Consider the following 24,518-nt stretch of genomic DNA (forward strand, 5'->3'; position numbering starts at 1 on the left):
GAACAACTTCCTATATGGTGAACGATAGTTGGCATGGCTAAGGACCGCAAGCACCCGACGGACGGCAGCGGGGACGTCAGCTCAGCGCGGCGTACCCGGGCTTGATGACGTCGTCGATCAGCGCGAGCCGGGCGTCGAAATCGATGAACGCGGATTTCATCGCGTTGATCGTGAACCACCGGAAGTCGTCGAGGTCATACCCGAAGGTCTCGTGCAGCGCGGCGAATTCGCTGGTCATCGTGCATCCGCTCATCAGCCGGTTGTCCGTGTTCACGGTCACCCGGAAGCGCAGCCGCTTGAGCAGGGCGAGCGGGTGCTCGGCGATCGAGCGGACGGTGCCTGTTTGGACGTTCGACGTCGGGCAGATCTCCAGGGGGATCCTTCGGTCGCGGACATACGCGGCCAACCGTCCAAGGTGGACCGTCCCGTCCGCGTCGGTCTTGACGTCCTCGACGATCCGCACGCCGTGCCCGAGCCGCTCGGCCCCGCAGTGCTGAATCGCCTCCCAAATGGACGGAAGTCCGAATGCCTCGCCGGCGTGAATGGTGAAATGCGCATTGTTCTGCCGCAAATACTCGAAAGCGTCGAGATTGCGGGTCGGCGGGAATCCGTCCTCGGGTCCGGCGATGTCGAAGCCGACGACGCCGGCGTCGCGGTAGCGGACCGCCAGGTTCGCGATCTCGAGGGCCCGAGCGTGCTGGCGCATCGCGCAGAGCAACGTCCCGACGCGGATCGAACCGCCGTTCGCGGCCACGCGCCGTGTGCCCTCCGTGAACCCCGCCTGGACAGCCTCGACCACCGCATCGAGTGACAGACCGCGTTCGACGAACAACTCCGGTGCGTAGCGCACCTCGGCGTAGACGACGCCGTCGGCGGCCAGGTCCTCCACCGCCTCCGCGGCAACCCTGACCAGGGATTCCTCCGTTTGCATCACTCCGCACGTGTGCGCGAAGGTCTCGAGGTAGGACACGAGTGAGCCGGAATCGGCCGCACGGCGGAACCAGCTGCCCAGCTCGGCCGGATCGCTGGTGGGCAGACCGGCATAACCGGTGGCCTCGGCGAGCTCGGCGACGGTCGCCGGCCGGAGCCCGCCGTCGAGGTGGTCGTGCAGGAGGACCTTCGGCGCGCGGCGGAGTGTCTCGCTGGTCAGAACAGGGCTTTCGTCAGGCATCCCCCAACGGTAACCTCGTTGTCATTCCCCTACATGGCCGTAACTCTCAGGCTCTGGTCAACGCTCAGCGTTGACGATCATGCGACGAATCGGCCATCCGGGGGCAGCCTCCGTAATACACGCTTCACGGGGGCCATACGCACAGCAATTTCGCAATCGTTAAGCTTCGTGGCACGTCCCTCCATTTCCCCGCCGACGAAGGACACACAGCAGTGACCACTGACAACCACATTGCCGCCCCGTCCTTCGACCGGATGCGCAACATGCTGGTGCGCGCGGCCGAAGTGCGTGAGAGCGAGCAGCAGCAGATCTTCGACGCGCTCGACGACATCTACGCCCGCCTCGCGCCGGTGGACTCGCTGGGCGCGGTCCGCAAGCGGCTCTCCGAGATGCCCGACCGCACTGAGGTCAGCGTCCTGGCCGAGCGCCTCGACGAGACGATGTCCCGGCTCGAGGCCCAGGACAACGCGATCGCCGCGCTGACCCGCGCCGTCGAGAGCATCGTCGACAAGCTGGCCAAGCCGTTCGCGCAGCTCGACGGCAGGCTCGACGGCATGGCCGCCCGCTTCGAGGGCGTCGCGGGCCGGATGGACGGACTCGAGGACAAGCTCCAGAACATCCACCGCCGGATCGACGAGGTCGGCAGCCACCTCGACAAGCAGGACGCGAAGCTCGACTCGATCCCGCAGTCGGTGCACGGCCCGGTCCGCGAGCGGATCGAGCAGGCCGAGGCCTCGCTGCGCGAGCGCGTCGACCACGCCGACCACGAGCTGCGGGGCAAGGTCGACGAGCTGAGCCGCACCACGCAGGAGCGCATCGGCGAGCTGGACCGCGTCACCGGCGAGCGGATCGGCGCGAACACCGAGGCGCTCAAGGTCGCGCTGACCGAGACCGGCGAGATGATCGACGCCTCGGACCGCCTGGAGAAGCTGGGTGGCCGGCTCGAGAAGGTCACCACCCGGCTCGACGAGCTGGCCGGCCGCCTCGACAAGGTGGAGGACGGCTTCCTCTCCGGCATCGGCGACCTCGACGGCGCGCTCAAGGCCGGGCTGTCGAAGGTCGAAGGCACGCTGTCCAAGCAGCCGGACACCGACTCGGTCGACACGCTGGTCCGCAAGAGCAACGACGAGAGCGTCCGCCGCATCGGCGGCCAGCTCGACGAGGCGATGGCGACGTTCGCGGAGCTGATGCTCGGCGGCGGCCCGACGGTCCAGCAGATCGCCCCGCCCCCGCCGGCCCCGCGCCAGCCGCGGCGCAGCTCGCGCAACGGCCGCGCACCGAAGCCGGCCGACGCGAAGGCCAAGCCGGGCGAAGGCGCGGAAGAAGCCACGGAGTAACTCAGCTACGCGAAGAGGCCCCCGCCGGGATCCGGCGGGGGCCTCTTCATGCTTCAGACGTCACTCAGTCGGGTGATCATCTTCGCGATGATCATCACACCGTGCCGCGGATCGTCTCCCGGACGATCGGGCCCGGCTCGGGCGCTTCCGACGCGACCGTGAAGCCGCCTTCGAGCGCGGCCAAGGCCGCCGGGACCGCTTCCGGGGTGTCCGTGTGCAACTCCAGCAGCGGCTCACCCTCAGTGACACGGGAGCCGGGCTTGGCCAGACACAGGATGCCCGCCGCGGCCTGGACCGGATCCTCCTTGCGGGCCCGGCCCGCGCCCAGCCGCCATGCCGCGACGCCCACCGCGTACGCGTCCAGCGAAGCCAGCACGCCCGACGCGGGCGCGGTGACCACGTGGACGTGCGAAGGCGTCGGCAGCGGCGCAGAAGGGTCGCCGCCCTGGGCGGAGATCATCCGGCACCACGTCTCGTACGCCTCACCGGAAGCCAGCACCGCGGCCGGGTCGACGTCGAGACCGGCCAGCGCCAGCATCTCCCGCGCCAAGGCGAGCGTCAGCTCCACGACGTCCGCGGGGCCACCGCCCTGGAGCACGGAAACCGACTCCGCGACCTCGACGGCGTTCCCGACCGCGCGTCCCAGCGGGACGTTCATGTCGGTCAGCAGCGCCGTCGTCGGGACGCCGTGGTCGACGCCGATCGACGTCAACGTCGCGGCCAGGGTTCGGGCCTGCTCAAGGGACTTCATGAACGCGCCCGACCCGAACTTGACGTCCAGGACCAGCCCGGACGCGCCTTCGGCGATCTTCTTGCTCATGATCGAGCTGGCGATCAGCGGGATGGATTCCACAGTGGACGTCACGTCCCGCAGCGCGTACAGCTTCTTGTCCGCCGGGGCGAGCCCGGACGTCGCCGCGCAGACCACCGCGCCGACGTCCTCCAGCTGCGCCTGGATTTCCGAAGTGGACAGTGCCGCGCGCCAGCCCGGGATGGACTCCAGCTTGTCGAGCGTCCCGCCGGTGTGCCCGAGCCCGCGCCCGGACAGCTGTGGTACGGCCGCGCCGCACGCGGCCACCAACGGCGCCAGCGGCAGCGTGATCTTGTCGCCGACCCCGCCCGTCGAATGCTTGTCGACCGTCGGCCGCGACACGTCCAGCGAGAGCCGCTCCCCCGAGTTGATCATCGCGCCGGTCCAGCGCGAGATCTCGTCGGAATCCATGCCCCGCAAGAAGATCGCCATGGCCAGCGCCGACATCTGCTCTTCGGCGACGTCCCCGCGCGTGTACGCGTCGACAACCCAGTCGATCTGTTCGTCCGAGAGCCGGCCGCCGTCCCGCTTGATGCGGATGACGTCGACCGCCGCGAAGCCCGTCACGGCAGATCGTCCGGGCCGAAGGCGTCCGGCAGCACGTCCGACATCGGCAGGATGCCGCTGGGCGTGTCCACCAGGCACGCGGAACCGCCCAGCTCGAACAGGATCTGCCGGCAGCGCCCGCACGGCATCAGCAGGTCACCGGCGCCGCTGCGGCACGCGACGGCCACGAGACGCCCGCCGCCGGACAGCCGCAGCTGCCCGGCCATCGTGCACTCGGCGCAGAGCCCGAGTCCGTAGGACGCGTTCTCGACGTTGCACCCGGTGACCACACGCCCGTCGTCGACGATCCCGGCGACGCCGACGTGCAGACCCGAATAAGGCGCGTACGCATGGGAAGCCGCTTCGATCGCCTGGGAGCGCAGAGCATCCCAATCCACAGAGGACACAGCAGACATCAGTCCTCACCCCGCCGGTACGGCTGCCCGTCGGCCTTCGGCGGCCGCAGCCGCTGCGAAGCCACCGCCAGCACGATCAACGTCACGAAGTGCGCGGTGTACGGGATCAGGTCGGACGGCAGCGTGTCGTTCGACCAGTAGATCAGGTACAGCACGCCGGCACCGAGGACACCGAGCCCGGCCGCGATCCACTGGCGGCGGAACAGCTGCACCACGACGATCACGGCGACCAGGATCACCGCGCCGTACAGCAGCGCGAGCACCGCTTCGCCACCGCCGGCGAGCTGCAGGCCGTCCGCGTAGCCGAACAGCGCCGCACCGCCGAGCAGGCCGCCCGGCCGCCAGTTGCCGAAGATCATCGCCGCGAGGCCGATGTACCCGCGGCCGTTGGTCTGGTTCTCCAGGTAGTCCGCGCCACCGCGCAGCAGCACCAGCGACGCGCCACCCATGCCGGCCAGCGCACCGGAGATCAGCATCGCGATGTACTTGTGCCGGTAGACGTTGACGCCGAGGGACTCCGCGGCCACCGGGTTCTCGCCGCACGACCGCAGCCGCAGGCCGAACCGCGTGCGCCAGAGCACCCAGAAGCTCAGCGGCACCAGCAGGATCGCGATCATCGTCAGCGGGGCCACCTCGGTGACCAGGCCACGCAGGATGCCCGCGACGTCGGAGATGCCGACGCGCTGCTCCTTCTCCAGGTCACCGAGCCAGTCCGAGAGGCCGCTCGCCGAGTAGGTGTCGAACTTCGGCACCACCGGCGACTGCCGCGGGTTGCCGGAGATCGGCGCGAAGATCAGGTTCGCCAGGTACTTCGTGACGCCCAGGCCGAGCAGGTTGATCGCGACGCCGGAGACGATGTGGTTGACGTTGAACGTCACCGTCGCCACCGCGTGCAGCAGCCCGCCGAGCGCGCCGAAGACGATCGCGGCGACCAGGCCGGCCCACACGCCGCCGTTGTACGAACCCCAAGCGGCGCCCCAGGTCCCGAGGATCATCATGCCCTCGAGACCGATGTTGACGACGCCCGCGCGTTCGGCCCAGAGGCCACCCAACGCGCAGAGCAGGATCGGCAGGGCCAGGCGCAACGCCGTCGACGCGGTGTTCGACGACGTCAGTGCGGCCACGCCGGTGGAGTACGACGCCGTCGAGACGACGGCGATGGCGATCACGGCCCAGATGACCCCGCGGAGCCAGCCGGGGATCCGGGACCGCTTGCGGTGCACGGGCATCGTGCCGGGGCTGCCGGCGTCGGGCCGGGAAACGTCGGTGACGGCCATCAGACGGCACCTCCCCCGGCGACCGAGGAAGCCTTGCCGGCGAGCGCGCGCCCGACTCTGCGTTGTTCGGCGGCCAGGTCGGCCCGGCGCACGACCTCGTACGCCACGACGACCGACAGCACGATGATGCCCTGCATGATCGTCGCGATCTCCTTGGACACGTTGATCTGCTCCAGCGACACCGCGGAGCTGTCGAGGAACGCCCACAGCAGCGCGCCGAGCGCGATGCCGCCGGGGTGGTTGCGGCCGAGCAGCGCGACGGCGATCCCGGTGAAGCCGTACATCTGGGTCGCGGTGATGCCGTAGGTGTAGTCGCGGCCGAGCAGCTCCGGCATCGCGACCAGGCCGGCGACGCCGCCGGAGAGCAGCATCGCGATCAGCGTCATCTTCTTGGCGTTGACCCCGCCGGCCGCGGCCGCCGTGGTCGATTCGCCGGACGCCTTGAGCTCGAAGCCGAACCGCGTGCGGTTGAGCATGAACCAGTAGGCGCCGCCGACGATCGCGGCGATGAAGACGAACCCGAAGAGCGTGCCCGAGCCGAGCGGGATGCCCGGGATCCGGCCCGAGGGCTCGATGACGCGGGTGCCGATGTTGTTGCCGGTCTGCACGCCGAACTGGTCGGCGTTGATGAGGAAGGCGATGATGCCGGCGACGATCGCGTTGAGCATGATCGTCGAGATGACCTCGCTGACCCCGCGGGTCACCTTGAGGATCGCCGGGACCGCCGCGTAGGCCATGCCGGCCACGACCGCGATCACCAGGATCGCGAGCACGTGGATGACCGGCGGCAGCTTCAGCGCGCCGCCCGCGATGGCGGCGATGACGGCGGCGAACCGGTACTGGCCCTCGACCCCGATGTTGAAGAGGTTCATCTGGAAGCCGATGGCGACCGCGAGGCCGGACAGGTAGTACACGGTCGCGAGGTTCACGGTGTCGACGGCGGTCGATCCCTTGAACATCTGGCCGATCATGGTGCCGTACGCCTGCAGCGGATCGGCCCCCGAGATGATCAGCGCGATCGCCGACAGGAGCACGGCGAACACGATCGCCAGCAGCGGCGGCAGCAGTTTCGTGCGCCAGGAGGTCATTCTTCGTCACCCTCTCCGGCGCCGGTCATCGCCGAACCCAGTTCCTGCGGCGTCACGGTGGCGGGATCGGCCTCGCTGACGAGGCGCCCGCGCAGCATGACCCGGATCGTGTCGGACAGGCCGATCAGCTCGTCGAGGTCGGCGGAAATCAGCAGCACCGCGAGGCCGGCGGACCGGGCCTGGCGGATGTTTTCCCAGATCAGCGCCTGCGCGCCGACGTCGACACCGCGAGTCGGGTGCGAGGCGATGAGCAGCACCGGGTTGCCGGACAGCTCGCGCCCGACGATCAGCTTCTGCTGGTTGCCGCCCGAGAGCGCCGCGGCCGGGACGTCGATTCCCGGCGTCCGGACGTCGTAGTCGCGCACGATCCGTTCGGTGTCCGCGCGGGCGCCCGCGATGTCGAGCAGCTGGCCCTTGGAGACCGGCTCGCGGGTCTGGTAACCGAGGATCCGGTTGACCCACAACGGTTGCGTGAGCAGCAGGCTGTGCCGGGTGCGGTCCTCGGCGATGTAGCCGATGCCGGCTTCGCGCCGCGCCAGCGTGCCCGCCTTGGTGAGGTCGCGGGCCTTGTCTTCGGCGTCGACGAGCTCGATCTTCCCGCCGGACGGCTTCCGCATGCCCATGATGGTCTCGACGAGCTCGGTCTGGCCGTTGCCCTCGACGCCGGCGACGCCGAGCACCTCACCCGCGCGCACGGTGAAGGTGACGTCGTCGAGCGCGTTGCGGTCCGAGCCCTCGGCGCCCAGCGTGAGTCCGGTCAGCCGCAGCACCGCGCGGTCGGTGACGGTGGACTCGCGGGTCTCCGGGCTGGGCAGCTCCGAGCCGACCATCATCTCCGCGAGCTGGCGGGAGGTGATGGTCTTCGGGTCGGCGGTGCCGACGGTGGTGCCACGCCGGATGACCGTGACGGTGTCGGCGATCGCGCGGACCTCGTCGAGCTTGTGCGAGATGAAGAGGAACGTGTAGCCGTCGGCCTTCATCTCCCGGACGGTCGCGAACAGCGCGTCGACCTCCTGCGGCACGAGCACCGCGGTGGGCTCGTCCAGGATGATGATCTTCGCCCCGCGGTAGAGCACCTTGACGATCTCGACGCGCTGGCGGTCGGCGACGCCGAGCTCTTCGAGCAGCGTGTCCGGCTTGGCGTGCAGGCCGGTCCGCTGGGCGAGCTCGGCCAGCCGGGCGCGGGCGGCGCGGCCGATGCCGTGCAGCGCCTCGGCGCCGAGGAAGACGTTCTCGCCGACCGTGAGGTTGTCGGCCAGCATGAAGTGCTGGTGCACCATGCCGATGCCGGCGCGGATGGCGTCCTGCGGGTTGCGCAGTCTCACCTCGTCGCCGTTGATCGCGATCGTGCCCTCGTCCGGCGGCTGCATGCCGTAGAGGATCTTCATCAGGGTGGACTTGCCGGCGCCGTTCTCGCCACAGATGGCGTGCACCTCGCCCGCGGCGACGGTGAGGTTGACGTCGGAGTTGGCCACCACACCCGGGAACCGTTTGGTGATCCCGGTCAGCTGGACGGCGGGGGCGCCCCGGTCGGGGACGGCCTCGGCCGGGGCCTCGGCAGTGCTCATGGGCGGGAGAATTCCATATCTCTTAAACGCGTGAGGGGCCCGGAGGAGAATTCCTCCGAGCCCCGGCGCGTTGTGAGTTACTTCTGCGGCTTGTCCGAAACGGTGATCGCGCCCGAGATGATCTGGGCCTTGTAGCCGTCCAGGACGTCCTTGATGTCGTCGACCTTGCCACCGGAGGTGGAGTAGCCGACGCCGTCGACCTTGAGGTCGAACCGCTTCGGCAGGCCGGTCAGGTCGCCCTTGGCGACGGCCGAGATGTAGTCGAACACCGCGACGTCGACCCGCTTGAGCATGGACGTGATGATGACGTCCTTGTCGGCCTCGACGGTCTTCTGGTTGTACTGGTCGGAGTCGACCCCGATGGCCAGCGCGTTGCCGGCCTTGGCGGCGTCGAAGACACCCTTACCGGAAGCGCCGGCGGCGTGGTAGATCACGTCCGCACCCTTGGCGATCTCGGCCGCGGCCTTCGCGTTGCCCTTCGGCGGGTCCTGGAACCCGGAGAAGTCACCGGCCGGCGTGAGGTACTCGTCTTCGATCTTGATCTTGGACGAAACCGTCTTCGCGCCCTGCAGGAAGCCGGCCTCGAACTTCTGGATCAGCGGGGTGTTGACACCGCCGACGAAGCCGATGTGGCAGCTCTTGCTCTTGTACGCGGCGGCGACGCCGGCCAGGAACGAGCCCTGCTCCTCGGCGAAGACCAGCGGCGTGACGTTCGCCAGCGTGATCGAGTCGTCGTCGACGATCGCGAACTTGGTGTTCGGGTACTTCGCGGCGATGATCTTGACCGACGGCGCGTAGGCGAAGCCGACCGCGACGATCGGGTTCAGACCCGACGAGGCCATCTGGTCGAGGCGCTGCTGCTTGGCCGACTCGGCCTCGCTGGCGGAGGCGGTGCTCTCGTTGACCGTCGTCACGCCCAGCTCGGACTTCGCCTTGTCGGTACCCGCGGCGGCGGCGTCGTTGAACGACGCGTCACCCCGGCCGCCGACGTCGAAGGCCAGGCCGATCTTCAGCTTGCTGCCGTCGACCTTGCCCCCGGCGGCGGCACTGCTCGACGCGGCCGCGGGCGCGGCGGGCGGCTTCTGCGCGGTGACGCAGTCCGAACCACCCGACGAAGGCGCGGCGCTGTTGTTGCTGCTACCACCGCTCGAGTCCTTGGCGCACCCGGCCAGGGTGAGCACCCCGGCCATGGCCACGGCGGCCAGCGCGGTTCCACGCATGCGACGCAACGTGAGTCTCCCTCCCCGCTGATCCAGCGGATGGTCAAGGGCACGACCTGGCCCACTGCCAAGTCGACCGCCAGACCGTACCCAACGGACAGGAATGCGCCATAGGAACGGCACGCTACGTAACACAAACGTTTACTCACGAGTCGCGCGTGCGACCGGACGTGCACCCACAGTGATCAAATGACTCACGGTGCGCAGCTTTCGGCGGAGTCCGAGGCTGCGGGACGGCCGAAATACCGGTTTGTGTCACTGAGTGTGCCGGTCCGGCCGAGGAGTGGGCCAGGTTGGTCACTCTGTGAGATGACGGGGTTCAGGCGCAGGTGAGCCGGGCGGCGGCCCAATCGCTGCGGTCGTAGGAGTTCCCGTCGCCGCCGTCGGTGATCACCAGCCGCAGGTACTGGGCGCCGCGCAGGTCGGCGGCCACGGGCAGCGCCGGGTCCTGCCAGGTCCGGACGCCCGTCGCGGCCGCTCGGACGCCGTCCGCGTAGATCTCGAACGTCACCGAGCCCTGCTTGTTCGTCGCCTCGCGTTCGTCGTCGACGCCGACGTCCGCGGTGAACGTCGCGCACCGGCCGCCCAGGTAGAAGACGACTTCGCTGGGCGCGTGCGCTCCCAGGCCCTTCGGGTAGACGACGCCGTTGAGCGTGAGCGGCTTGCCGTCGCCCGCCGGGATGCTGCCGTTGGACATGTCGCGCTCGACCGGGCCGTAGCCGTTCTTCTCCGCCGCCCAGCGCAAGTCGCTCGCCCACGCCGGAGCGCCGGGAGGCGCCGCGGGCACCGTCAGCTGCTGCGATCCGGTCCAGCTCACCTGGCCGAACCCGAGCGCGCGGTAGGTGACGCCGCCGCGGAGCACCGCCGTCGTGCCCTCGGTGCCGGCCGGCGGGGTCACGCGCCAGCGACCGGTGGCGGACTCGCCGGTGCCGAGGACGAACACGTGTGGCCTGCCCACTTCCTGCACCCGCCAGCCCTCGGGCGCGGTGAGCGTGACGCGGGGGTCGAACACCGGTACGCGGGCCTCGTCGGTCGCGGACACCGTGACCTCGAAGGGCTTCCCGGCCGGCGTGATCTCGCCCGGCACGCCGGGCACGGGCGCGGCCAGTTCGACGCCGGTGCGCACCATGGGCGCGTTCCACAGCCACGAGCCGCCCGCGTGCACCCGGTAGACGACTGTCGCGTGTGGTGGGACGACCGCCGAGAGCCGGCCCGCGGTCTGGAGGTCGCGGTGCGCCCAGAGGTCGCGCGCGGTGTACCCGGCCGCCCTCGGCAGGCCGGCGTCGGCCGCGGTGGTACCGATCGTGGCGTTGGCGGAGGTCTCGTTGAAGAGCGCCACCGCCACGTCGCCGTTCTGCAGCGGCTTCGCGAAGACCCAGTGACCGTCCTGGTTGGACAGCACGCGCGCCTGGACCCCGCGCCGGTCCTGGTCGAGCGCGATGACCTCGGCGTTGCGCAGGACGTCGAAGTTCTCCGGCGACACCTTCCGCAGGTCGGCGCCGATGAGCAGCGGCGCGGCCATCATGGCCCACAGCGAGAAGTGCGACCGGTACTCCTCGGTCGTCATGCCGCCGTTGCCGACCTCGAGCATGTCGGGATCGTTCCAGTGCCCCGGACCGGCGTACGGCGCGAGCGGCGCGTTGGCCTTGAGGATCTGGACCGTCTTCGCCCAGTTGTCCTTGATGTCGCCGGTGGTCCGCCAGAGGTGCCCGACGTCGGCGCCCCACTCCCACGGCTTGTTCTCACCCCACTCGCACAGCGAGTACACGATCGGGCGACCGGTCTTCTTCAGCGCGTCGCGCATCTTCGTGTAGCGCTCCAGCGCGGGCCTGCCGGCGTTGTTGCAGTTGTCGTACTTGAGGTAGTCGACACCCCAGTCCGCGAACGTCTGCGCGTCGACGTCTTCGTGGTCGAGCGCGCCGGGCTGGGTCTTCGCGCAGGTCAGCGTGCCCGCGCTGGTGTAGATGCCGAACTTGAGGCCCTTTTCGTGGACGTAGTCGGCGAGCGCCTTGATCCCGTGCGGGAACCGCGCCTTGTTCGCCTGCATCCGGCCGTCGGCGTCGCGCTGCGGCTCGGCCCAGCAGTCGTCGACGTTGACGTACTGGTAGCCGGCGGCCTTCAGGCCCTTCTCGACGAAGATGTCCGCGGTGTCGCGGATGATCTGCTCGTCGACCGCGCAGCCGGTGGTGTTCCAGTTGTTGAAGCCCATCGGCGGCGTGAGCGCGAGCCCGTCGGGCAGCGCCTGTGCGGGCGTGACCACCGCCACAGGAAGCAGCACCGCGACGGTGATCACCATGCCGAGTCGTCTCACCAGAACGTCACCCCATCGTGAGAGATCGGATGTATCTGGGGCGACAGTATGAATAGCTCGATGGTTGGTCAACAACAAACCGGTCACATCAGCCTTTCGGCCTAGTGCATCAGATATCAGACGTCATAGAGATCTGACCACTTGTGTTCACAGTCAGCCGCACCACCGCACGACCGAGTGCCCTGCACCACAGTTCCGGGTGGCGGCACGGAAGTACCGGTGTCTGGTCCATCACAGACAGGAACCCGGAGGTGAGCCGCGTGCCGGGTGCGGGTCTAGCATCCGATTCATCCAGGCTCGATGACCCCAGATCTCGGCATTGCCGCCGTTCCCGCGGCGACTGCGGACCTCACGGCCACCGGGCGCACAGTCAGACGTTGGAGGCCGTTCACCGATGTCCACCACGGCGAGCACTGCCACGCAGGCAGGGGCTAGCGATCGGGCGGGTGCCTCACGCCGGCAGGGGACCTTCTACCGGGGCGACCCCGGCATGTGGTCCTGGGTGCTGCACCGCATCACCGGCGTGCTCACATTCTTCTTCCTGTTCGTGCACGTGCTCGACACCGCGCTGGTGCGCGTGTCGCCGAACACCTACGACCAGGTCATCGAGACCTACAAGACCCCGATCGTCAACCTCCTCGAGGTGGGCCTGGTCGGCGCGGTCCTCTTCCACGCGCTGAACGGCATCCGCGTCATGCTGGTCGACTTCTGGTCGAAGGGCCCGAAGCTGCAGAAGGCCATGCTCTGGGTGATCGGCGTGGTCTGGGTCGTCGTGATGGTCCCCGGTGCCTTCTTCATGCTGAAGCGCACCGTCGAAACGCTCTTCGGGGGTAACTGACATGGCCGACCTCGCCCTCGCGAACCCCCGCGCGCCGAAGCGTCCCGCCGCCCGCCGGAGCAACTTCGAGCTCTACAGCTGGCTGTTCATGCGGATCTCCGGCCTCGCCCTGATCATCCTGGTGCTCGGCCACCTGCTGATCATGAACATCCTCGACGGCGGTGTGCACCGGATCAACTGGGGCTTCGTCGCCGGCCGCTGGGCCTCGCCGTTCTGGCAGTTCTGGGACCTGGCCATGCTCTGGCTGGCCGAGATCCACGGCGGCAACGGGCTGCGCACCATCATCGACGACTACGCGCGCAAGGACAGCACCCGGTTCTGGCTGAAGATCGTGCTCTACGTGTCCATGGCGCTGATCCTGGCCGTCGGCACGATGGTGATCTTCACCTTCGACCCGAACATGCCCGCGAACTGACCCGGAGACTTCCTGCCATGCAGTTCCACAAGTACGACGTGGTGATCGTCGGCGCCGGCGGCGCCGGGATGCGCGCGGCCATCGAGTCCGGCCAGCGCGCCCGCACCGCGGTCCTCACCAAGCTCTACCCGACCCGGTCCCACACCGGCGCGGCCCAGGGCGGCATGTGCGCCGCGCTGGCGAACGTCGAAGAGGACAACTGGGAGTGGCACACCTTCGACACGATCAAGGGCGGCGACTACCTGGTCGACCAGGACGCCGCCGAGATCATGGCGAAGGAGGCCATCGACGCGGTCCTCGACCTCGAGAAGATGGGCCTGCCGTTCAACCGCACGCCCGAGGGCAAGATCGACCAGCGCCGCTTCGGCGGCCACACGCGTGACCACGGCAAGGCCGCGGTCCGCCGCGCCTGCTACGCCGCCGACCGCACCGGCCACATGATCCTGCAGACGCTGTACCAAAACTGCGTCAAGTACGGCACGGAGTTCTTCAACGAGTTCTACGTGCTCGACCTCATCACCACCCCGGACGAGAACGGCAACCCGGTCGCCTCCGGCGTCGTCGCCTACGAGCTGGCCACCGGCGAGCTGCACGTCTTCCAGGCGAAGTCGATCGTGATGGCCACCGGCGGCGCGGGCAAGATCTTCAAGACGACGTCGAACGCGCACACCCTCACCGGTGACGGCCTCGGCATCATCTTCCGCAAGGGCCTGCCGCTGGAGGACATGGAGTTCTTCCAGTTCCACCCGACCGGCCTCGCGGGCCTGGGGATCCTCATTTCCGAAGCCGTCCGCGGCGAGGGCGGGATCCTGCGCAACGCGTCCGGCGAGCGGTTCATGGAGCGCTACGCCCCCACCATCAAGGACCTCGCGCCGCGCGACATCGTGGCGCGCTCGATGGTGCAGGAAGTGCTGCAGGGCCGCGGGTGCGGGCCGAACAAGGACTACGTCGTCCTGGACGTCACGCACATCCCCGAGGAGACGCTGAACGCGAAGCTCCCGGACATCATGGAGTTCTCCCGGACCTACCTGGGCGTCGACCCGGTGAAGGAGCCGGTGCCGGTGTTCCCGACGTGTCACTACGTCATGGGCGGCATCCCGACCAACATCCACGGCGAAGCGCTGCGGGACAACGAGAACGTCATCCCGGGTCTCTACGCGGCGGGCGAGGTCGCGTGCGTGTCCGTGCACGGGTCGAACCGCCTGGGCACGAACTCGCTGCTGGACATCAACGTGTTCGGCCGCCGCGCCGGCATCGCGGCCGCGGAGTACGCGCTGGCGCACGAGCACGTCGAGCTGCCGGAGAACCCGACCACGATGGTCGAGGGCCAGCTGGCGGGCCTGCTGTCGGAGCACGGCGACGAGCGCGTCGCCGACATCCGCAAGGAAATGCAGCAGACGATGGACTCGCACGCGTCGGTGTACCGGACCGAGGACACGCTGAAGCAGGCGCTGACCGACATCCAGGCGCTGAAGGCGCGGTACGAGCGGATCACCGTGTCGGACAAGGGCAAGCGGTACAACACCGACCTGCTCGAGGCCGTCGAGCTGGGCTTCCTGCTGGAGCTGGCCGAGGTCCTGGTCGTGGGCGCGATCGCGCGCAAGGAGTCCCGCGGCGGCCACGCCCGCGAGGACTACCCGACCCGCGACGACACGAACTTCATGCGGCACACCATGGCGTACAAGCAGGGCACCGAACTGGCGTCCGACATCCGGCTCGACTACAAGCCGGTCACCTTCACCCGCTACGAGCCGATGGAGCGGAAGTACTGATGACTGCTATTGCTGAAGCTCCTTCGTCGTCGGTTTCGGACGAGCACACCCCGATCACGGTCACGCTGAAGATCCTCCGGTTCAACCCGGAGGTGGATTCGGAGCCGCACTGGGAGTCCTACGACGTCCCGGCGCAGCGCACCGACCGGCTGCTGAACCTGCTGTTCTACGTCAAGGACTACATCGACGGAACGTTCTCGTTCCGCCGCTCGTGCGCGCACGGCGTGTGCGGGTCCGACGCGATGCAGATCAACGGCATCAACCGCCTGGCCTGCAAGGTCCTGATGAAGGACCTCCTGTCGGCATCGGGCAAGCCGACCACGATCACGATCGCCCCGATCAAGGGCCTGACGACGTTGAAGGACCTCTACGTCGACATGGACCCGTTCTTCGAGGCGTTCCGCGCGATCAAGCCGTACTTGATCACGTACGGCAACGAGCCGACCCGCGAGCGAATCCAGTCCCAGGCCGACCGCGAGCGCTTCGACGACACGACGAAGTGCATCCTGTGCGCCTGCTGCACGTCATCGTGCCCGGTGTACTGGAACGACGGCTCGTACTTCGGCCCGGCGGCGATCGTGAACGCCCACAGGTTCATCTTCGACTCCCGCGATGAGGGAGCGGAGGAGCGCTTGGACATCCTCAACGACGGCGAGGGTGTGTGGCGCTGCCGCACGACGTTCAACTGCACGGACGCGTGCCCGCGAGGAATCCAGGTGACGAAGGCGATCCAGGAAGTGAAGCGCGCGCTGCTCTTCAAGCGCGTCTGACTTTTCAAGACGAAGGGCCCCCGCTCGGCTGAGCGGGGGCCTTTGTCGTAACCGACGGCCGGCAGCGCAGGCCGCCCACGACGTCACCAGACCTCCCCCGCCCCTCATCCCAGCCGGCCCTTCAGCCGGCGGTCGGGTTTGTCAAGGCACGCTTTCCCGCCTTGACAAACCCGAGCGGCGGCTGAGAATCCAAACGGAGGGGCGGGGGAGGTCGGACCCGCTTTGCCGCGGCAGAACCGGCTTTTGCTTTTTACCGCGGCAGAATAAGAAGCGTCCTCGCCGGACAGGCAGGCTCCGGGATGACCCCCGTCCCGCTGCCATCTCACTTCTGAGAGGTGGGCCGCTGGGTGGTCATCCCGTCGCCTGATTGAGGCCTATCACTTTGAGCCGGGCCCGCAAGCTTGCGTCGCTGTCTCGCGTTGCGCTGTGGGTTGCGGGCCCGGCTCAAAGTGATTTCACGGCCTCAGGCGACGGGATGACCACGCAGCTCCTTTATCGGGTGTCGCTAGCGGACCGCGTCCAGGGCGTTGACCAGGCCGTGGCCGTAGTACGAGTTGTTCTTCGCCGGGCCTGTGCACTCCGTCTCCGTCGATGCGCACTTCACCGGGTCTGCCTCGCCCGTCAGGACTCGGGCCAGCAACTGCGGCGGCAGCCCACGGAAGCGAGACGCGATCAGCGCCGCCACCCCGGCCGCGTGCGGTGAGGCCATCGACGTTCCGCACTTCGAGCCGTACGGACCGCCGAACACCGTCGTCGACAGCGGGCACGACGGTCCTTCACCGGTGGGCGGCAGCTGCGAGAAGTCCCCGCCCGGCGCCGTGACATCGATCGACCCGTAGTTGCTGAACGACGACTTCGTCCCCGCATACCCCACCGAAGACACCGTCACCACGCCGTCGATCGCCTTCGGGAGGATGCCGCACGACTTGTCCACCGGGTGCGGCCGGTTCGGGTCCGTTGTCTGCGCGGTCGTGTCGAAGCCCGAGTTGCCCGCCGCCGATACGTTCAAGACCCCGTGGCGCGTCGAGAACTCGATCGCTCGGCGCACCGCCTCGTACGCCGCCGCGTCGCCTGGCTCCTTCGAGCAGAAGAACATGCCCGGGTCGATGTAGTAGCTGTTGTTCGTCACCGGGAAGCCGTGCTTGGCCGCCCACACGAAGCCGCACACCGCCGACTCCGGGAAGATGTAGCCGTCGTCGTTGACCACCTTCACCGAGGCCAGCTTGACCCCCGGTGCGATGCCCGTGAAGCCCGCCGCCGGGTCCTTGCCCGCGATCGTGCCCGCCACGTGCGTCCCGTGGTCCGACGTCGTCGGGGCCCACGAGGCCGGCGAAGTGTCCGCCGCCCCCGTGATGCAGCCCGCCGACTCCGACGGCGAGACCGCGGCCTTCAACGCCGGGTGCGTCGCGTCGATGCCCGAGTCCAGCACGCCGACCGTCACCGAACGGCTGCCCTGGTACTTCTTGTTCGCCTCCGGCGCGTGGATCGCCTTCATGTCCCACTGCTGGGCCGACAGGTCACCGGCAGCGGCAACAGAACGCGTGTCCTCCAGCGTCCGGACCGCGCCCAGCGAAGAGCGGGCCGCCCCAGCCGCAGAAGCCACGTCCTTGCCGCCTGAATAGGCCCGGTAGACGCCGATCTTCTGCTGGAAGTCCGCGTTGCGCGAGCTGGCGATCGCGACGCCGATCTCGCCGTAGTACGCCACCTTCGTGCCGCACTTGGCCGCCAGCTCCTTGTCGACGGCCGAAGCGCGCGTGCCCGGCTGGTAGGTCACCACGTACGTGTACGACGGGCTCGTCGTGTCACAGGCGACCGGTGCGGCCTCGGCGGCCGGTGCCGCGGCGAACAGGCCGCCCCCGACGGCCAGCACGAGCGGGGCCGCCATTCGGCGTAAACGGGACATTCCACCTCCAGAGTCAGTGGCGTCAACCTAAACCGGCCCCGGGGACCGCGCCACCGACCAAAGTCAGGAGGCGACCCGGGACGCGCGGAACGCGCGCCATCCCAGCACGCCGATGATCGTCCCGAGCACGAACGACACGACCGTCAGCACCGCGTGCACGATGAAGTACGCGGTCGGCGAGCCGTCGGGGGTCCAGGACTGGTCACTCGCCCACAGGTTCTTGGCGAACGTGATCCAGATGATCCACGACCACACGCCGAAGGCCAGCAGGAACAGCGAGGTCCGTCGGGAAATGCGCATGCCCCTGAGTATGCGACGCGCGCCTCGGCGCTAGATTGCGTGGGTGCACTCCGCTGTCTCCCGGTCGCTCAAGGTCTTCACGACGACGCTCGCCGCCGCTCTCCTGGCCCTGAGCACCCCGGTCCTCGCGGCCGCGGCGCCGCAGCCGGGTCAGTGCGCGAACCGCCAGGCACCGCCGGCTCCCGTCGACACGTCGGAGAAGCCCGCCCCCGGCCAGCAGGCCCCGGCGGCGCTGGCCGTGCCCGCCGTCCCGGTCGGCGGCCCGCGGATGGCCGAGTGCGGCCTGGTCACCCCGGACGGCGCGCTCAACCCGCCGGACGGCACCACCGCGGCGTCGTGGGTGGTGCAGGACCTCGACACCGGCGCGGTCATCGCGGCGAAGGACCCGCACGCCAGGGAGCGGCCCGCGTCGCTGATCAAGACGCTGCTCGCGCTCGCCGTCGTCACGCAGCTGAACCCGCAGCAGGTGCTCGTCGCGACGAAGGAGGACGCCGAGCAGGAGTGCACCTGCGTCGGCCTCGTCGCCGGCGGCCAGTACACCGTCGACCAGCTGCTGCACGGCCTGCTGATGCACTCGGGCAACGACGTCGCGCACGCGTTCGCCACGGCGCTCGGCGGGGTCGACGCCGCGGTGACCAAGATGAACGCGCTGGCGGCCCGCATCGGCGCGCACGACACGCGCGCGGCGACGCCGTCGGGGCTCGACGGGCCGGGCATGTCGACCTCGGCCTACGACCTGAGCCTGATCTTCCACTACGCGATGAAGCAGCCCGAGTTCGCGAAGGTCGTCTCGACGAAGAACTTCGAGATCCCGGCGACCGGCGGCAAACCGGCCATCCCGGTCTACAACGACAACAAGCTCCTCGGCGTCTACCCCGGCTTCCTCGGCGGCAAGACCGGCTTCACCGACGACGCCCGCCACACCTACGTCGGCGCGGCGCAGCAGAAGGGCAAGCGGCTCGCGGTCGTCATGCTGCGCGCCGAGCAGAAGCCGACGAGGGTCGTCGACCAGGCGGCGAAGCTGCTCGACTACGGCTTCGCGCTGGAAGCCGACCGCGCGGTGCCGGTCGGCCAGATCAGCTACCAGGCCCCGGTGGCGACGCCCGACGGCGGCAGCGACCCGTCCGTGGCCGCCGACGGCGGCACCGGCAACAGCGGGACGTCCTCGGCCGCGTCGACCGCCGCCAAGGAAGACCCGTTCGGCGTCACCGGCTGGATCATCACGCTGGTGGTGTTCCTGATCATCGTCGCCGGGTTCGTGGTCGGGCGCCGGCGCGGGAACGCCGCGAACTAGCGGTACCCGGGGCCGGGTTCCGGCGTCACCTTGCCGGTGGCGATCGCGCCGCCGCAGTGTCCACACGCGACGTACGTTTCGGTGATCTCGCCGCAGTCGTTGTGCCGCAACAGGATCGGCGGCCCCTCCGGGCCGGCGAGGTGCTTGTCGCCCCACTGCATCAGCGTGACGACGGCGCCGAAGAGGTCCCGTCCGGCCTGCGTGAGGTGGTATTCGGGACGGTCCGGCACTTCTTCGACGCGCGCCAGCACGCCGGCCTCGACGAGCGTCTTGAGGCGGGCGGACAACGTCGGGCGCGGGATCGACAGGTTGCGCGCGAACTCGCCGTAGCGCCGCACGCCGAAGAACGTCTCGCGCAGGATGAGCAGGCTCCACCGCTCCCCGACCAGGTCGAGCGCGCGCCCGACCGAGTCCGCCGTGAACCGGTGCGTCAGGTCGCTCACAGCGCCAGCACCAGCTTGCCGGTGTTCTCGCCGCGGAACAGCTTGAGCAGCGTCTCCGGGAACTTCGCGATCCCGCCTTCGACGACGTCTTCGCGCGCCTTCAGCCTGCCCTCGCCCAGCCAGCCGGCCAGCGCCGCGATCGCCTCCGGGTAGCGCTCGGCGTAGTCGGAGAAGACGAACCCGGTCATCGACGCGCGCCGAACCAGCAGCTGCATGTAGTTGGCCGGACCGCGCGGGCCTTCGGTGCTGTTGTACTGCGAAACCGCGCCGCTGAGCACGATCCGGGCCCCGCGCGCGAGCCGGGCCAGTGCCGCTTCGAGGACGTCCCCGCCGACGTTGTCGAAGAAGACGTCGATGCCGTCGGGCGCGTGCTCCTTGAGGTCGGCGCGGACGTTCCCGGCGCGGTGGTCGACGGCGGCGTCGAAGCCGTACTCCTCGACCAGCGTCCGGCACTTCTCGGCACCACCGGCGATGCCGACGGCGCGACAGCCGTGGATCTTGGCGAGCTGGCCCACCACGATGCCGACGGACCCGGCCGCGGCGGACACCACGACGGTCTGGCCCGGTTCCGGCCGGCCGACGTCGAACAGCCCGAAGTAGGCGGTGATCCCGCTGATCCCGAGCGTGCCGAGGAACGTCGGCGCCGGGGCGAGCGACGTGTCGACGATCGTGACGCCCTTGCCGTCCGAGACGGCGAAGTTCTGGACGCCGAAGGTGCCGAACACGCTCTGCCCGGCGCGGAAGCCCGGGTGGCGCGACTCGACGACCTCGGCGATCCCGGCCGCGCGCATGACTTCGCCGATCCCGACCGGCGGCACGTACGACCGGCCGGCGTTCATCCACGTGCGCATCGCGGGGTCCAGCGAGAGGTACCGGACCTCGACCAGGAACTCCCCTTCGCCGGGCGACCGGACGGCCTCTTCGGTGTACTGCCAGTCGGTGTCCTTCGGCAGCCCGGCGGCCGGCCGGGCGGCGAGGCGGTACTGGGCGTTGACGGGCACGGGACTCCTCAGAGCTGTTCGGTGCGGGCGGGGACGCCCAGCAGCAGCTTGCCGGACAGCTCGAAACTGGCCGGGTTGACCTGGAAGTGGGCGGTCGCGGTGTGGGCGTCGCGGAAGCGGCGCTGCAACGGCGAAGTCTCGTAGATCGCCGCGCCGCCGCCCAGGTCGTACATGCTTTCGGCGACCTTCGCGGCGGTGCGCGTGACGTGCGTGGCGGCCAGGCGCAGGCCGAGTTTCAGCCGGTCCGGCACCGGTTCGGTGCCCTGCGCGGCCTGCCAGGCGTCGTCGATGCTCGTGTAGTAGAGCAGCCGCGCGGCGCGCAGGGCGGCCTCGGCCTCCGCGACGGCGGCCTGGGTCTGCGACCGTTCGGCCAGCGACCGGCTCGAGCCGAGGGGCTTGCGCGTCGAGGCGAGCTCGACGAGGTCGTCGATCGCCCCGCGCGCGTTGCCCAGCGCGGCCGCCGCGACCGAAAGCGCGAAGTAGCCGAAGAGCGGGAAGCGGTGCAGCGCGACGGCGTCCGCGGGCGGCCCGCCCATCACCGAGAAGACGCGGTGCTCGGGGACGAAGAGGTTGTCGGCCACGCAGTCGTGGCTGCCGGTGCCGCGCAGGCCGTTGGTGTGCCAGGTGTCGAGCACTTCGATCTCGGCCTTGGGCAACGCGGCGACGTACAGCTCCTTCTCGTGCACGAACCCCGCGAACAGCCAGTCGCAGTGCGGGATGCCGCTGCAGAACGGCCACCGGCCGGAGACGACGTACCCGCCGTCGGTTTTCGCACCGGCCCCGCGCGGCGCCCAGACGCCCGCGGCGACAGTCTTCGGGTCGCCGAAGACCTCCTCGGCGCACTTCGGCGGGGCGTAGGCGGAGAGCAGGCTGCTCGTCACGGCGATCGAGACGCACCAGCCGGCCGACGCGTCGCCGCGCGCGACCGTCTCCGCGGTCTCGAGGCTGAGGGCTGGCGGCGCTTCAGGACCGCCCAGGTGGCCGGGGACGCCGCTGCGCAGGAGCTGGGCGTCGGTCAGCTTGGCGACGAGCTCGGCGGGCAACGCGCGCCGCTGCTCGGTGACGGGCGCGAGCGTCTGGGCGAGGGCGGCACACTCGCGGGCGGCGTCCAGCATGAAACCTCCGGTTCACATTTCTTACCGGTTCAGTTTCTTTACCGACCCACTCGCTGTCAAGACTTGCGACGGCCACCCAGCCACGCGAGCAGCGCCCCGGCGCTGAACGCGCCGGCGACGGCACCGAGCCCCGGCCCGCGCTGCACGGTGACGGCCTGCTCGAGCCGCACCGGCGGCGGGGGCTGGACGACCTCGTGCTGGTTCTCCTTCGCGGTGGCGGTCCACGCCGTGATGAGCAGGAGGAAGCGCGAGACGAGGTTCGCGAACACGAGCAAACCGATGACCGGCCCGAACAGCGCGGCCGACGGCGACTTCGTGACGCTGGCCAGGTAGATCGAGCCGACCTGCTGCAGGATGACGAACCCGATGGCGGCGACGACGGCCCCCTTGACGGCACTGCGCAGCGCGACCTGCTCGCGGGGCAGCCGGGCGATCACCCAGAGGAAGACGAGGGTGTTGGCGGCCAGGCCGAGCACGATCGTCGCCGCGCGGAGCAGGTAGATCGCCCAGGTCTGGTCGGCGAGCCCGACGAGTTCGAGCAGGAACTGCCCGACGCCACCGCCGACCGCGGTCAGCGCGAAGGAGACGATCAGCGCGACCCCGAGCCCGACGAGGGCGACGAGGTCCTTGAGCGTCTGCTTGACGACGGGCTGAGGCTGTTTCTCCTGGCCCCACTGCGCGGTGAGCGCGTCGCGCAGGTTCGACATCCAGCCGACGCCGGAGTAGAGGGCGATCAGAAGACCGAAGATCCCGATGCCGCCACCGGAGTCCAGCGCGCCCTTGACGATGCCGTTGACGAGGTCTTTCAGGCCTTCGGGCACAGAGCTGTTGATGCCGTCGGTGATCTTGGTGATGATCGTCTGGTCATGGTTGACGACCAAACCGACGACGGCGAAGGCGACCATGAAGAGCGGAAAGACCGACAGCACGCTGAAGTAGGTGATGGCGGCGGCGTAGTGGTTGCCGTAGCGCTCGGTGAAGGCATCGTTGGCGCGGATCAGGTGATCGAGCCACGGGTACTTCCGCCGCAGCCGCGGCAGGAGCTTTTCCTTCTGTACTTCATCGGTCGCCACCGTGAAACGCTAACCACGCCCGGTGACTCCCGCAACGCGAGCGGCTCACGTGAGGGAGGGACGGCGGCCTGCCTTCGCGTCCTCCGCGGCCGGAGGCGGTGTGACCATAGCGGACGTGCGACTCCCCGCAGCTCGGCCCACCGGTTGTCCACAGTCCTCGCCAGTTGTGGACAAGCTACTCGCCCGGCGCCACGAAAGTCCGATTCGTCGGGGGGCGCCGATAGACTGGACTTGGGGACGCCCCCCAAGGGAAGGGCGGGGGCTGCTTTCGGGTCGGCGGCTCCGAGTCCGCAGAACACAAGGCAAACCGTCAGCTTCGGCACCACGACGTCGTGGCCCGCGGACAGGTGCGTCCGTGCCGCCGCCACCGCGAGGTCCCGCGCCAGCAGGCCCGCCTCGCCGGCGTTCCGCCGACCATCGCGCGGACGCGATCCACGTCCAGCGCGAGCGCCGGCGGGTGGGTGTCGGCGTAGCGCCGGGCGAGCGTCGACTTGCCGCTGCCCGGCGGGCCGTTGAGCAGGATCAGCTTCACGCGTCAACGGACGGGCGGCAGGAACCCGATCCGCTGGTACGTCTTGGCCAGCGTCTTCGAGGCCACGTCACGGGCGCGCTCCGCACCCGCCGCGAGGACCTTGTCCAATTCCGTCACATCGTCCAAATAGGACTTCGCGCGCTCCTGGATCGGCGTCACCCACTCGACGAACACCTCGCCGAGGTCCTTCTTCAGGTCGCCGTAGCCCTTGCCCTCGTACGCCGCCTCGAGGTCCGCGATCGTCCGGTCGGTCAGGGCCGAGTAGATGGACAGCAGGTTCGAGACGCCGGCCTTGTTCTCGGTGTCGAACTTGACCTCGCGGCCCGTGTCGGTGACGGCCGAGCGGATCTTCTTCGCCGAGCGCTTCGGGTCTTCGAGCAGTTCGACGATCCCGTTGGCGCTCGAGGCCGACTTGCTCATCTTGGCCGTCGGGTCCTGCAGGTCGTAGATCTTCGCCGTGTCCTTGATGATGTACGGCTCGGGCACGACGAACGTCTTGCCCAGCCGGTTGTTGAAGCGCTGCGCGAGGTCGCGCGTCAGCTCCAGGTGCTGGCGCTGGTCCTCGCCGACCGGGACCGCGTCGGCCTGGTAGAGCAGGATGTCCGCGGCCTGCAGGATCGGGTAGGTGAAGAGGCCGACGCTGGAACGGTCGGAGCCCTGCTTCGCGGACTTGTCCTTGAACTGCGTCATCCGGCCGGCCTCGCCGAACCCGGTCTGGCACTCCATGACCCAGCTCAGCTGAGCGTGCTCGGGGACGTGGCTCTGCACGAACAGAGCGCTCCGCTGCGGGTCGATGCCGATGGCGAGCAGCTGAGCGGCCGAGACGCGGGTGCGCTGCCGCAGCACCTTCGGGTCCTGCTCGACGGTGACGGCGTGCAGATCGACCACGCAGTAGAACGGCTCATGGGTGTCCTGCAGCCGCACCCACTGGCGCAGCGCGCCGAGGTAGTTGCCGAGGTGGAACGAGTCGGCGGTCGGCTGGATCCCGGACAGGACCCGCGGGCGGCGGTCAGCTGCGACGGTCTGCTCTTCGGACACGTGAGGATTCTTCCAGGCCGGACGACGTGGCGGGTGCCGAGGGGGCCCAAGCTGGGGATTCTTCCAACCTGCGACGGGCGCGAGGTATCGGCGGCAAGTCGCGTGATCGGAGGGGCGACACGCGTGATTGGAGGGTCAACTCGCGTGATTGGGGAGTCGACACGCGTACCCGGGGGTCGACTCGCGTGCCGAAACGGACGACACGCGTACTTGAACGGACGACACGCGTACCTGGGCGGACGACACGGCGTGGACCCGCAGCCGGTCGGGGCAGGTGCG

21 protein-coding genes and 1 pseudogene are annotated in these 24,518 nt (G+C 69.3%); 6 read left to right on the forward strand and 16 right to left on the reverse strand.

The window, feature by feature from the left end; translation table 11 throughout:
• Positions 1-76 precede the first annotated feature (76 nt).
• Entirely contained in the window at positions 77-1,171 is a 1,095-nt protein-coding gene (locus tag ACZ7PG_RS13400; protein WP_470239376.1) for an adenosine deaminase, read from the reverse strand.
• A 212-nt stretch (positions 1,172-1,383) separates the two neighbouring features.
• Here ACZ7PG_RS13400 and ACZ7PG_RS13405 point away from each other — a divergent pair, with 212 nt between their 5' ends.
• On the forward strand, positions 1,384-2,508 hold the full coding sequence (locus tag ACZ7PG_RS13405) for a PA containing protein (protein ID WP_470239377.1): 1,125 nt from the start codon (positions 1,384-1,386) through the stop codon (positions 2,506-2,508).
• Positions 2,509-2,602: 94 nt separating this feature from the next.
• Here the strand turns inward: ACZ7PG_RS13405 and ACZ7PG_RS13410 are convergent, their stop codons facing one another.
• The 7 genes from ACZ7PG_RS13410 to ACZ7PG_RS13440 all read right to left on the reverse strand — a co-directional run bounded on the left by ACZ7PG_RS13410 (position 2,603) and on the right by ACZ7PG_RS13440 (position 11,730).
• The gene (locus ACZ7PG_RS13410; RefSeq protein WP_470239378.1) at positions 2,603-3,886 is read right to left on the reverse strand and encodes a thymidine phosphorylase; all 1,284 of its coding nucleotides are present in this window, start codon (positions 3,884-3,886) and stop codon (positions 2,603-2,605) included.
• The gene (locus tag ACZ7PG_RS13415; RefSeq protein WP_470239379.1) at positions 3,883-4,281 is read right to left on the reverse strand and encodes a cytidine deaminase; all 399 of its coding nucleotides are present in this window, start codon (positions 4,279-4,281) and stop codon (positions 3,883-3,885) included. Before ACZ7PG_RS13415 ends, ACZ7PG_RS13410 begins: the two co-directional genes overlap by 4 nt.
• Positions 4,281-5,510: an ABC transporter permease gene (locus tag ACZ7PG_RS13420; RefSeq protein ID WP_470240750.1), complete on the reverse strand. Its 1,230-nt coding sequence runs from the start codon at positions 5,508-5,510 to the stop codon at positions 4,281-4,283. The genes ACZ7PG_RS13415 and ACZ7PG_RS13420 overlap by 1 nt, the downstream gene beginning before the upstream one ends.
• A 47-nt stretch (positions 5,511-5,557) precedes the next feature.
• Positions 5,558-6,646: an ABC transporter permease gene (locus tag ACZ7PG_RS13425; protein ID WP_470239380.1), complete on the reverse strand. Its 1,089-nt coding sequence runs from the start codon at positions 6,644-6,646 to the stop codon at positions 5,558-5,560.
• Positions 6,643-8,214, reverse strand: coding sequence for an ABC transporter ATP-binding protein (locus ACZ7PG_RS13430; RefSeq protein WP_470239381.1), 1,572 nt, complete (start codon positions 8,212-8,214; stop codon positions 6,643-6,645). The genes ACZ7PG_RS13425 and ACZ7PG_RS13430 overlap by 4 nt, the downstream gene beginning before the upstream one ends.
• Before the next feature lie 77 nt (positions 8,215-8,291).
• Positions 8,292-9,434: a BMP family lipoprotein gene (locus ACZ7PG_RS13435; RefSeq protein WP_470239382.1), complete on the reverse strand. Its 1,143-nt coding sequence runs from the start codon at positions 9,432-9,434 to the stop codon at positions 8,292-8,294.
• A gap of 319 nt (positions 9,435-9,753) precedes the next feature.
• Entirely contained in the window at positions 9,754-11,730 is a 1,977-nt protein-coding gene (locus ACZ7PG_RS13440; RefSeq protein WP_470240751.1) for an NPCBM/NEW2 domain-containing protein, read from the reverse strand.
• Positions 11,731-12,139: 409 nt separating this feature from the next.
• Between ACZ7PG_RS13440 and sdhC the strand changes: the two genes are divergently transcribed.
• Genes sdhC through ACZ7PG_RS13460 form a run of 4 tightly spaced genes read left to right on the forward strand, consistent with a single transcriptional unit; the run spans position 12,140 to position 15,540 of the window.
• On the forward strand, positions 12,140-12,583 hold the full coding sequence (sdhC, locus tag ACZ7PG_RS13445; RefSeq protein ID WP_284747961.1) for a succinate dehydrogenase, cytochrome b556 subunit: 444 nt from the start codon (positions 12,140-12,142) through the stop codon (positions 12,581-12,583).
• Between the two features lies 1 nt (position 12,584).
• Positions 12,585-12,998 carry a succinate dehydrogenase hydrophobic membrane anchor subunit gene (locus ACZ7PG_RS13450; protein ID WP_020643365.1) on the forward strand — a complete coding sequence of 138 codons (414 nt, stop codon included), beginning with the start codon at positions 12,585-12,587 and terminating at the stop codon, positions 12,996-12,998.
• A gap of 17 nt (positions 12,999-13,015) precedes the next feature.
• Positions 13,016-14,770 (forward strand): succinate dehydrogenase flavoprotein subunit, encoded by a 1,755-nt coding sequence (gene sdhA, locus ACZ7PG_RS13455; RefSeq protein WP_470239383.1) that lies wholly within the window; start codon positions 13,016-13,018, stop codon positions 14,768-14,770.
• A complete protein-coding gene (locus ACZ7PG_RS13460) occupies positions 14,770-15,540 on the forward strand; it encodes a succinate dehydrogenase iron-sulfur subunit (RefSeq protein WP_470239384.1) in 771 nt (256 codons plus the stop codon). The genes sdhA and ACZ7PG_RS13460 overlap by 1 nt, the downstream gene beginning before the upstream one ends.
• 505 nt (positions 15,541-16,045) lie before the next feature.
• On the opposite strand, the gene ACZ7PG_RS13465 is transcribed toward ACZ7PG_RS13460, so the two are convergent.
• Together ACZ7PG_RS13465 and ACZ7PG_RS13470 are read right to left on the reverse strand one after the other, a co-directional pair.
• Complete coding sequence (locus ACZ7PG_RS13465; protein WP_470239385.1) at positions 16,046-17,443, reverse strand: S8 family peptidase; 1,398 nt, start codon at positions 17,441-17,443, stop codon at positions 16,046-16,048.
• Positions 17,444-17,506: 63 nt separating this feature from the next.
• Positions 17,507-17,743: an SCO4848 family membrane protein gene (locus tag ACZ7PG_RS13470; RefSeq protein ID WP_470239386.1), complete on the reverse strand. Its 237-nt coding sequence runs from the start codon at positions 17,741-17,743 to the stop codon at positions 17,507-17,509.
• A gap of 43 nt (positions 17,744-17,786) precedes the next feature.
• On the opposite strand from ACZ7PG_RS13470, the gene ACZ7PG_RS13475 reads away from it, so the two are divergent.
• Positions 17,787-19,037 carry a D-alanyl-D-alanine carboxypeptidase family protein gene (locus ACZ7PG_RS13475; protein ID WP_470239387.1) on the forward strand — a complete coding sequence of 417 codons (1,251 nt, stop codon included), beginning with the start codon at positions 17,787-17,789 and terminating at the stop codon, positions 19,035-19,037.
• On the opposite strand, the gene ACZ7PG_RS13480 is transcribed toward ACZ7PG_RS13475, so the two are convergent.
• From ACZ7PG_RS13480 to trpS, 6 genes and pseudogenes are all read right to left on the reverse strand, one after another.
• Positions 19,034-19,480, reverse strand: a complete 447-nt coding sequence (locus ACZ7PG_RS13480; protein ID WP_470239388.1) for a winged helix-turn-helix transcriptional regulator — start codon at positions 19,478-19,480, stop codon at positions 19,034-19,036. The genes ACZ7PG_RS13475 and ACZ7PG_RS13480 overlap by 4 nt on opposite strands.
• Positions 19,477-20,481: an NADP-dependent oxidoreductase gene (locus tag ACZ7PG_RS13485; RefSeq protein ID WP_470239389.1), complete on the reverse strand. Its 1,005-nt coding sequence runs from the start codon at positions 20,479-20,481 to the stop codon at positions 19,477-19,479. The genes ACZ7PG_RS13480 and ACZ7PG_RS13485 overlap by 4 nt, the downstream gene beginning before the upstream one ends.
• A gap of 8 nt (positions 20,482-20,489) precedes the next feature.
• Positions 20,490-21,596 carry an acyl-CoA dehydrogenase family protein gene (locus ACZ7PG_RS13490; RefSeq protein WP_470239390.1) on the reverse strand — a complete coding sequence of 369 codons (1,107 nt, stop codon included), beginning with the start codon at positions 21,594-21,596 and terminating at the stop codon, positions 20,490-20,492.
• A gap of 56 nt (positions 21,597-21,652) precedes the next feature.
• The gene (gene yhjD, locus ACZ7PG_RS13495; protein WP_470239391.1) at positions 21,653-22,669 is read right to left on the reverse strand and encodes an inner membrane protein YhjD; all 1,017 of its coding nucleotides are present in this window, start codon (positions 22,667-22,669) and stop codon (positions 21,653-21,655) included.
• 311 nt (positions 22,670-22,980) lie between these two features.
• Positions 22,981-23,201: pseudogene (locus ACZ7PG_RS13500) on the reverse strand (AAA family ATPase); the annotation flags it as partial.
• A 3-nt stretch (positions 23,202-23,204) separates the two neighbouring features.
• On the reverse strand, positions 23,205-24,239 hold the full coding sequence (gene trpS / locus ACZ7PG_RS13505) for a tryptophan--tRNA ligase (protein ID WP_470239392.1): 1,035 nt from the start codon (positions 24,237-24,239) through the stop codon (positions 23,205-23,207).
• Positions 24,240-24,518 lie beyond the last annotated feature (279 nt).

This window comes from Amycolatopsis sp. NPDC114504, from assembly GCF_055633595.1.

What these genes read in the sequence shown, in the direction of transcription:
- ACZ7PG_RS13400 (WP_470239376.1), bottom strand. Translation starts at nt 1,171, where the DNA reads ATGCCTGACGAAAGCCCTGTTCTGACCAGCGAGACACTCCGCCGCGCG.
- ACZ7PG_RS13415 (WP_470239379.1), bottom strand. Translation starts at nt 4,281, where the DNA reads ATGTCTGCTGTGTCCTCTGTGGATTGGGATGCTCTGCGCTCCCAGGCG.
- ACZ7PG_RS13420 (WP_470240750.1), bottom strand. Translation starts at nt 5,510, where the DNA reads ATGCCCGTGCACCGCAAGCGGTCCCGGATCCCCGGCTGGCTCCGCGGG.
- ACZ7PG_RS13425 (WP_470239380.1), bottom strand. Translation starts at nt 6,646, where the DNA reads ATGACCTCCTGGCGCACGAAACTGCTGCCGCCGCTGCTGGCGATCGTG.
- ACZ7PG_RS13430 (WP_470239381.1), bottom strand. Translation starts at nt 8,214, where the DNA reads ATGAGCACTGCCGAGGCCCCGGCCGAGGCCGTCCCCGACCGGGGCGCC.
- ACZ7PG_RS13435 (WP_470239382.1), bottom strand. Translation starts at nt 9,434, where the DNA reads ATGCGTGGAACCGCGCTGGCCGCCGTGGCCATGGCCGGGGTGCTCACC.
- ACZ7PG_RS13440 (WP_470240751.1), bottom strand. Translation starts at nt 11,730, where the DNA reads ATGGTGATCACCGTCGCGGTGCTGCTTCCTGTGGCGGTGGTCACGCCC.
- sdhC (WP_284747961.1), top strand. Translation starts at nt 12,140, where the DNA reads ATGTCCACCACGGCGAGCACTGCCACGCAGGCAGGGGCTAGCGATCGG.
- ACZ7PG_RS13450 (WP_020643365.1), top strand. Translation starts at nt 12,585, where the DNA reads ATGGCCGACCTCGCCCTCGCGAACCCCCGCGCGCCGAAGCGTCCCGCC.
- sdhA (WP_470239383.1), top strand. Translation starts at nt 13,016, where the DNA reads ATGCAGTTCCACAAGTACGACGTGGTGATCGTCGGCGCCGGCGGCGCC.
- ACZ7PG_RS13460 (WP_470239384.1), top strand. Translation starts at nt 14,770, where the DNA reads ATGACTGCTATTGCTGAAGCTCCTTCGTCGTCGGTTTCGGACGAGCAC.
- ACZ7PG_RS13465 (WP_470239385.1), bottom strand. Translation starts at nt 17,443, where the DNA reads ATGTCCCGTTTACGCCGAATGGCGGCCCCGCTCGTGCTGGCCGTCGGG.
- ACZ7PG_RS13470 (WP_470239386.1), bottom strand. Translation starts at nt 17,743, where the DNA reads ATGCGCATTTCCCGACGGACCTCGCTGTTCCTGCTGGCCTTCGGCGTG.
- ACZ7PG_RS13490 (WP_470239390.1), bottom strand. Translation starts at nt 21,596, where the DNA reads ATGCTGGACGCCGCCCGCGAGTGTGCCGCCCTCGCCCAGACGCTCGCG.